The organism is Moraxella cuniculi DSM 21768 (assembly GCF_900156515.1).
GTDB lineage: Bacteria > Pseudomonadota > Gammaproteobacteria > Pseudomonadales > Moraxellaceae > Moraxella > Moraxella cuniculi.
Map to the genome: position 1 here is coordinate 59,433 of NZ_FTNU01000013.1, position 7,495 is coordinate 66,927.

A 7,495-nucleotide genomic window follows, 5' to 3' on the forward strand; every position below is an offset into this window, starting at 1 on the left:
TAAAATACGGCAATTTGTCCGCCATAGATGATTTTAGCTGACTATTATGTTTCGCATTACGCAATCAAATGATACTGCCATTTTGCTTGGGCATTTGGTAGAGCAATACCGACAAAATGCAGCAAAAACGCAAACGCTGGCTGATTTGGTTTTTGCCAAATTCACCGTCATTGTTCCCTCAATGGTGCTGGGCGATTGGCTTATGCGTGCCGTGGCGGACAAAATTGGCATCAGTACGCTGTTTGTGGCACAATTTTGGGGTCAGTATCAGTGGCAGTTAATCCAAAAAGTGCTACAGGCAGATGCCGAGCATCACCCTCATGATGCCTTAAAAGTGCCTGAAGTGGCGGTTTTGTCAGGCTCGGTCATGCGTTGGCGAATTTTTGGCTATATTAACGCACTGTCCGATACGCAATTGTCAGCAATTTTATCCGATGACAATCACCCTTTGTGCGAATTTTTGCTTGGTTTGTATGATGACAAACAGCAAAAAATACCCGAGCATCGCCTTTGGCAAGCCTGCGAGGAATTGTCGGCGGTGTATGTACGCTATCTAACTCATCGTCCAGAATGGCTGCACGCTTGGACGCATGGCAAACCACTGCCAACCAGTGTGGAGCAAATGCTTGCCGATAAGGACAGATTTGCTGCCAAGTATGATGATACTGAGGCAAGTCCCGATTGGCTGGTGGAGCAATATCAACATCTTGAAAAGCTGCTTGGCTATCTGTGGCAACAATTATTTGCTGCGGTATATGCTTATCGTGAGAATTTGGAGCAGAGATTTTGGGCGGTGCTTGCTGGCAAGAGAGGTAGCCAGCTGGCTTATGAGGCGTATCAATTATTGCCAAGTACGCTACATTTGTTCACCGTACAACAAATTCCTGTGGTGGAGTTGCAGTTTTTAAAGCAACTGTCCGTGTACATTGATGTGCATTTACTGCACCTGAACCCTTCGCAGATGTTCTGGGCGGACATTGTTGATAAACAGTGGCTGGATAAGCAGCGTATCATCAAGCCAGAGCTTATTTATTATAAAGATCATGGGCATGCACTACTTTCTCGGCTTGGCAAAGAATCTCGAGAGACTTTTGCCATGCTTGCCGATATGTCAGGTGGTGAGTTTTATTATGAAAAAGACAGCGTGCCTAATGATTTTTATCATCATGAACAAATGCCACAAAGCTGGCAGGTGCATTGGCATGATGATTTTATCACGCCGACAGGTGATGGCTTGCTACAACAATTAAAAGCTGATATTTTGATGCTTGATGAACAAGGGGCGAAGGATTGGCTTGGCAAATCGGTATTATCAACACTCACACAAAGCCTTGCAGAAAAAACCAAGCCACCAAGCCTGATGAAGCTGCCTGATGCTACCGAACGCTTGCCAAGTTTAAGCATTCATGCTTGCCATAATCTAAAACGCCAATTAGAAATCGCACGCACCTTGATTGCTCGTTATCTTAATGAACCAAACGATGATGGCAGTCAGCGAAAGCTTTCTGATGTGGTGGTGTATCTGCCTGATGTTGCTGCTGCTGAGCCTTTGATTCGCTTGGTATTTGGTGAGGGTGTGGGTCTTGATGGGTTGGTTTTGCCTGCCAAAATCACAGGAACAACCAACCGTGAGATTGATGATTTGATGGAGGCGATTACAGGGTTTTATTCCTTGTTGGGGGCGACAGGTTCGCGGTTTTATCGTGAGGATTTTTGTCAGTGGCTGATGATGCCAGCGGTGTACGACAGCTTTGGGCTAAGCTTTGATGAGGTTAGCCGTGCTTGTTGGCTACTTGAGCAAGCAGGTTTTGTTCGTGGTTTTGATGCCAAGCACCTTGCAGTAACACTTGATGGGGCGGACACTGACTATCGCTATAGTTTTGCCTATGCACTAGATAGGATTGTTTTGGGGCTAATAACGCCAAGCGTGGAGACAGAGCCAAACAGCTTATTATACCCCTTTAGATGGCAGCAGCAATTTGCCGAAGCCAGTCTGCCTTTGGCAGGTGTTACTTTGGCTGATCAGAGCATTGTTGAGATGCTTTGCACGATTTACACAGCGTTTGATAAATTGCGAGAGGATTACAACCAGATTGATTTGATTGAAAATTGGCTGGACAAAATCGAAACGCAAGTTATTGAGCCGTATTTTGCCAAATGGCAACAAACGCCACAAATGCGTGCGATTTTTGAGGCAAAAAACAGCATTGCTGCCAGCGTCCGTGCCAATAAATACTATCATAATCTGCCAAATACCTCGCAAAATTCAGAGCAAATTCAGCTGTCTTTGGCATTTGTCCTAGAAAGCATTCGCCACTTGGTCGCAACCCAAGCCATCAGTGCCGAGCATTCTGGCGTGATTACTTTTGCTCGTTTTGGGGCGTTGCGTAGCATTCCGTTTGGGCTAACGCTGATGCTTGAGATGAATTTATCCGCCTTCCCAAGACAAGATCGTGTCATGAGAATGGATTTGATGCGTGCAGGGCTAAAGCGGCGTGGCGACAGGTTTAATGAAGATGATGACAATGGGGCATTTTTGGACGCATTGCTGTGCAGTCGTGATGCTTGTGCAATTTTTTATACCGCTGTCGCTGGTGATGGCACGCAGCTTTTGCCAGCTTCGCCAGTGGGAGAGTTATTAGAATTCTTTAAAAATCATGTTAATTGGCAATTGCCTGATTTGCCGTTGGCTGATGAATCGGCGGCAGAATATCAGCAACTTAGCGAGCGTCTACCTCGTTTGGTTGAGGCGTATTTGCTGACTTGGCACGCACCGACAGCATTTGATGTTTCGCTGTTTTATCATCTTGATGATAATGATTGCGAGCAACCGATGGTGGATTTTATCCAAAAGCAGCTCGTGCTAAAACAAGCACAACGCAACCAGTTGCCGCCAGCACCTTTGTGGCAGCAGGTGCGAGCTTTGCTTGATGAGCCACAAGCAGGCAAAAAATCACCAATCACTTTGCTTGATGTGCAGACATATCAACTGCTTGCCAATGTACTGACGGCGGTGCTTGATGGCGATATTATGTCTGCTGATGATTTGTTGCGTGATTGGCAAATCAGTCTGCCAACGACAATAAATATTACGCAGCTGCATCGCAATTTACGCAATCCTGCCAGCGGTTATCTTGAACAAAAATTACCAGTTTTTGATGAGCAACTTGATGAGCGGGGCGAAGAGCCGTTGGTGCTGGCGACTCTTGATGGTTTTGGGCTAAAACAGACATTATGCGAAGCGATGGCGGCAGGGTTGTTTGATACAAAAACAGCAAGCCTACCTTATCATCAGCAGCTGATGAATATGAACACAGCTCCAGATTGTCAGCAGTTGGATTGGGATACGGCACAGAAAACAGCAGCTGCCAAAGGAATATTTTCGCTATATTTTGGCAATGTATTGCCAGCAGGGGCAAATCGTCTGAGCAATCTTGATGAGCAAGTACAGCAGCTGTTGGCATTGACAGAGCAGTTTTATCAAGTGCTGACAGACGCAGATGACGAAACTTTGGCACAGTTACAATCATCGTTGCCAGCTGGCGTAACCGCAGCGGACGGAAGTTTTGTGTATTCACTATTGATAAGCAAAACCGATGAGCGTAGTATCTTGCTTGATTTGGCGGATTTGTCCGTTAATATTGTGGCACAAGTGCCAGCAAGCAATGAAGAGCTTTGGTTGCAAGTGTTGCCCAATACAGCAACAGTAACGCAGCTTTTGAAATTTTGGCTACTGCATTTGGCGTGGCAGGTTTGGCGAAATACCAGCGAGGCTGATGTCCATGCAGGGCGTGGGACGAGTATTTGGCAGTTTACCAAAGTTGGTAGTGAGCTAACAGGGCTGAGTTTTGCCAAAAAATCTGTAATGATGTTTCGCCCAATAACAAGCCTTGTTGCCAAACGATTATTAACAGCTTATTTGCTTACTGCACTGCTTATCAATAAGTTGCCGATCGCCCTTGCTCCTGCAAACGCCCTGACAATCGTTGATCTTAAGAGGCAGGGGAAGCTGGATTTTAGCAGTAAAAATTTCAGCCAATGGCTAGAAAATAGCTATGCTGATGGTTATCTTGGAAAGGCATGGCAACGACTGCTCGGCGATAACAATCCACTGGCCGTTATCCAAGATACCGAGCAGCTTGCTGATATTTTATATCAGCCGTTGGTTGATTGTCTGACGGCGGTTGATTGATGGATGTTTGCAATCCGCACTTTAGCGTACACCGTCATAATGGCTGGGATTTAGCCATTTTTATCCAGCAGTACGACCAGTGAGGCAAGTTTTACGGTATCGCCACCAAACTTGCGGTGATTAAAATGCCGTATCCAACGCAACGGCATGACGGTGCGATAAATTTCATCACGCATTTGTGCAGGTAGGCTGTTTGCAGTGGCTTGCCAGATTTGCCGTGCTTGATTTAGTCTGCCCTTGTTGTTTAACAAAATGGCGGTGCTTTGTAGGTAGCACAGCCAGTCTCGTGCTTGGCATTGGGCAAGGCTTAGCACCTTGATGGGGTCATCCTCAAAATCAATAAAGCCAATCTGCTCGCCTGCGATGATGTTGCGGGCAAAGGCTTGGCTTAGGTACTGACCACGCTCATGCACTAAAGTAATGGCTTGAATGCCTTGCTCAAACCATCGTACCGCCTCATCGGCATTGGCTTGCCAAATTTTATGCTCAAGCGTGTCGCTTTGCAAATCACTCATCATCAACGCATCATCTTGACAGGCAAGTAGCACAGGCACATAAACACCAGCCTGACGCAACTGGGTCAAGCGATGCACTTCTGTTGCGATGGCAGCTGTACCCCCAAAATTTTGTACAGGGCTTAATAACGGCAAGCCAAGCAAGCGACTAAAAAACCCCAGCAGGCGGTATTTGTGTATAGAATGGCGACGACTGGCTCGCCTTATCCAGACATATGATTGGTCGGGCAGTTGATGGCGAGCAATCGCCCCTTGTTGCGTGGCGGCAAGCTCTGCCAGTAGCTGTGCATGATTCATAATTCACCTTGCTGGCGGATTGGTTAATCAATGATTTGCAATCGCTTGAGAATCGGCATTTGGGTTTTGATGAACTTTTCTGCCAAAGATTGCAGCTCTGCCAGATTGTCTTCATTACCAGAGAGTGGCTGATTGTCTTTGATGAGTGTTTGGTTGTCAGCTTTTAGGATTTGCCAAACAAAATCAGCCCAGCCATCTTTGGCAACTTTATTATAATGTGCCAGCACAAACAATTGTTCAATACGAGTTAAACCAATGCCAGAGGTTGTTACAGGGCTGGCAAGATGGTAAATCTCACCGCTGGTTTTGGCACGGTTCACTAGGTGCAGGTTGAGTTTTTGACAATGTGGCAGACTTGCTTTGATTTGCTCTTTGTCTTGAGCAAGGGCGATGTCATTTTTGCCAATCAACAATGCCAACAGGCTGATGACTTGCTGCTTGCTTAGTTTGCCTGCCAATTGTTCAATAAGTTTTTTGACAGAGTGAATTTTGCCATCTTTAACAATATCAACCAAAGGCAAGAACAATTCATCCATAATGGTGATGTTGCGATAATGGGTGATGGACGCATTTAGCTCATCTGGATTTTTGATGAGTATCACAGACAGCTCTTCCCACGCTTGTAGATATTCTGCCGAATTGAGCTGATAGCTGCCTTTTACCCAGTAGTCGCGGCGAAATTGTCGGTTGAGCAGATAGTCTTTAGTGGTTTGTTTGAGTGATTTATTGTTAATGCTATTTAAATACTCTTTTTGCTCATGATTAAATAGACAATCATCATAATCGTCCAAATAATAAGCAGAGCAGGCATAGCTCATTTTGGCATCAGCCAGCCAATCTTCAACCTGCGAGTAATACATGGGCTGCCAATCACGGTTGAGATACTCATGTGCCAGATAGTTCATGTTTTTGCTTGTCAAATCATTGGCTCTGTTTAATAGCTCTGGCGTTTGGCGAATCAAGCGGTCGCTAAGTTGTAGCACAGCTTGGGTTTGGTTGATGGCTTGCTGAGTGTTAATCTGTCTGGTGTTGGCATTTGATGAATTTTTTAAATCATGCTCAACGAATAAATGACGCAAGGGCGATAATCCAGACCAGCCAGGCAGAGTGTTGTAGCTGATATATAGTACGCCACCGACTCGCAATTTGCGGCGAATAAAATCAACAATAATGCGGCGATTGTCATCAGAAATCCACGACCAAATGCCATGCAGTCCGATATAATCAAACTCTGGCAAGTCTTCACGCGAACAAAATTGAGCAAAACTTTGATCGTATAGCTGCGTTTTGTGCGTTGTGTTGGCTTGTGCTGAGAGGTGTTGGGCAAATAGTGCTTGGTCTGGGTTAAAATCTGTCCCATGCCAATTAATATCACTGCCTGCACTGTGGATATTGATTGATAATCCCTGACCAAATCCCAGCTCGCAAGCATGGCGAATTTTTGGTGGAGCGATACCTGCCATTAAAAAAGGCACGGTGAGATTCTGTGGATTTAGCTCGCTATAATAACCATAGGTATAATTGATGTCGCTGACATAACCTTCAGACCATGATGTCATAAAATTTCTCTTATAAAACAATCGTATAAAATGATTATAATAGCTGATTTAATGAAGTTTTGCAATTTTTGACTGTGTGGGATGACCGTGCTTGATATCGCAAACATTAGACCGATTGTGTGCTGCAAGAAATAAAGTCGGATATTAGCTACCCGACTTTTCAAGCTGCAAATAGCAGGGATTAATCATGCTGCCCGCGGCTTTGCATTTGTGCTATATTTATGCACATTGGTTAATCATTAAATAATTGTATTATTATAAATACTTACAAATCAAACGAACTCACCACCTTAACATGCAAACGCACTTCCACATTACCACGGGTGGCGTTGGAATATGGACAAACTTCGTGGGCTTTTTTGATTAAGGTTTTTGCTTCGTCTTCGCTCAATCCTTCCACCGTGATGGTAATATCCAAATCAAGACCAAACGCACCGTCTGGTTTTTGCCCAATACCAACACTCACAGTAGTGCTGGATTTACTAGGTTTAATACCTAAGGTTGGAGCAACATGATTCATCGCACTGTCAAAGCACGCCGCATAACCCATCGCAAAAAGCTGTTCTGGATTTGTGCCAACTTTGCCGCTGTCATTTTGAAAACCAACCAAATCAAACCCAATTGAACCATCATCAACTTGGGTATGCCCATCACGACCGCCTGTTGCTGTTGCACTTGTGTGATAAAAAATTTTCATAAAAACTCCATCAAATAAAATAAACATCAGGGTAAATCACCCACAAATTCTGACACCATGCCAAAAATCCAAAACCATTTTAGCAAGTTTATCTAACAACTGGTATCTTATTTATCCAAAACTCTTGCCTGATTCTCTAAGTGAACCGACCCCCAAATCTTAGACACAAGATTAAAGGTTAGGTTGATAAAGCTAAGTGGTTTGACCAAGGACTAAGCTTCTGTATCTGACAGGA

4 protein-coding genes are annotated in these 7,495 nt (G+C 44.7%); 1 reads left to right on the forward strand and 3 read right to left on the reverse strand.

What is annotated here, in order from left to right; translation table 11 throughout:
* Positions 1 to 46 precede the first annotated feature (46 nt).
* Positions 47 to 4,192 (forward strand): exodeoxyribonuclease V subunit gamma, encoded by a 4,146-nt coding sequence (locus tag BW928_RS08100; RefSeq protein ID WP_076555725.1) that lies wholly within the window; start codon positions 47 to 49, stop codon positions 4,190 to 4,192.
* 50 nt (positions 4,193 to 4,242) lie between these two features.
* Here the strand turns inward: BW928_RS08100 and BW928_RS08105 are convergent, their stop codons facing one another.
* The 3 genes from BW928_RS08105 to BW928_RS08115 form a co-directional block, all read right to left on the reverse strand.
* Complete coding sequence (locus tag BW928_RS08105) at positions 4,243 to 5,004, reverse strand: BUD32 family EKC/KEOPS complex subunit (protein ID WP_076555726.1); 762 nt, start codon at positions 5,002 to 5,004, stop codon at positions 4,243 to 4,245.
* 23 nt (positions 5,005 to 5,027) lie between these two features.
* Positions 5,028 to 6,563: a methyltransferase regulatory domain-containing protein gene (locus BW928_RS08110; protein WP_076555727.1), complete on the reverse strand. Its 1,536-nt coding sequence runs from the start codon at positions 6,561 to 6,563 to the stop codon at positions 5,028 to 5,030.
* A 265-nt stretch (positions 6,564 to 6,828) separates the two neighbouring features.
* Positions 6,829 to 7,260 (reverse strand): organic hydroperoxide resistance protein, encoded by a 432-nt coding sequence (locus BW928_RS08115; RefSeq protein ID WP_076555728.1) that lies wholly within the window; start codon positions 7,258 to 7,260, stop codon positions 6,829 to 6,831.
* Positions 7,261 to 7,495 lie beyond the last annotated feature (235 nt).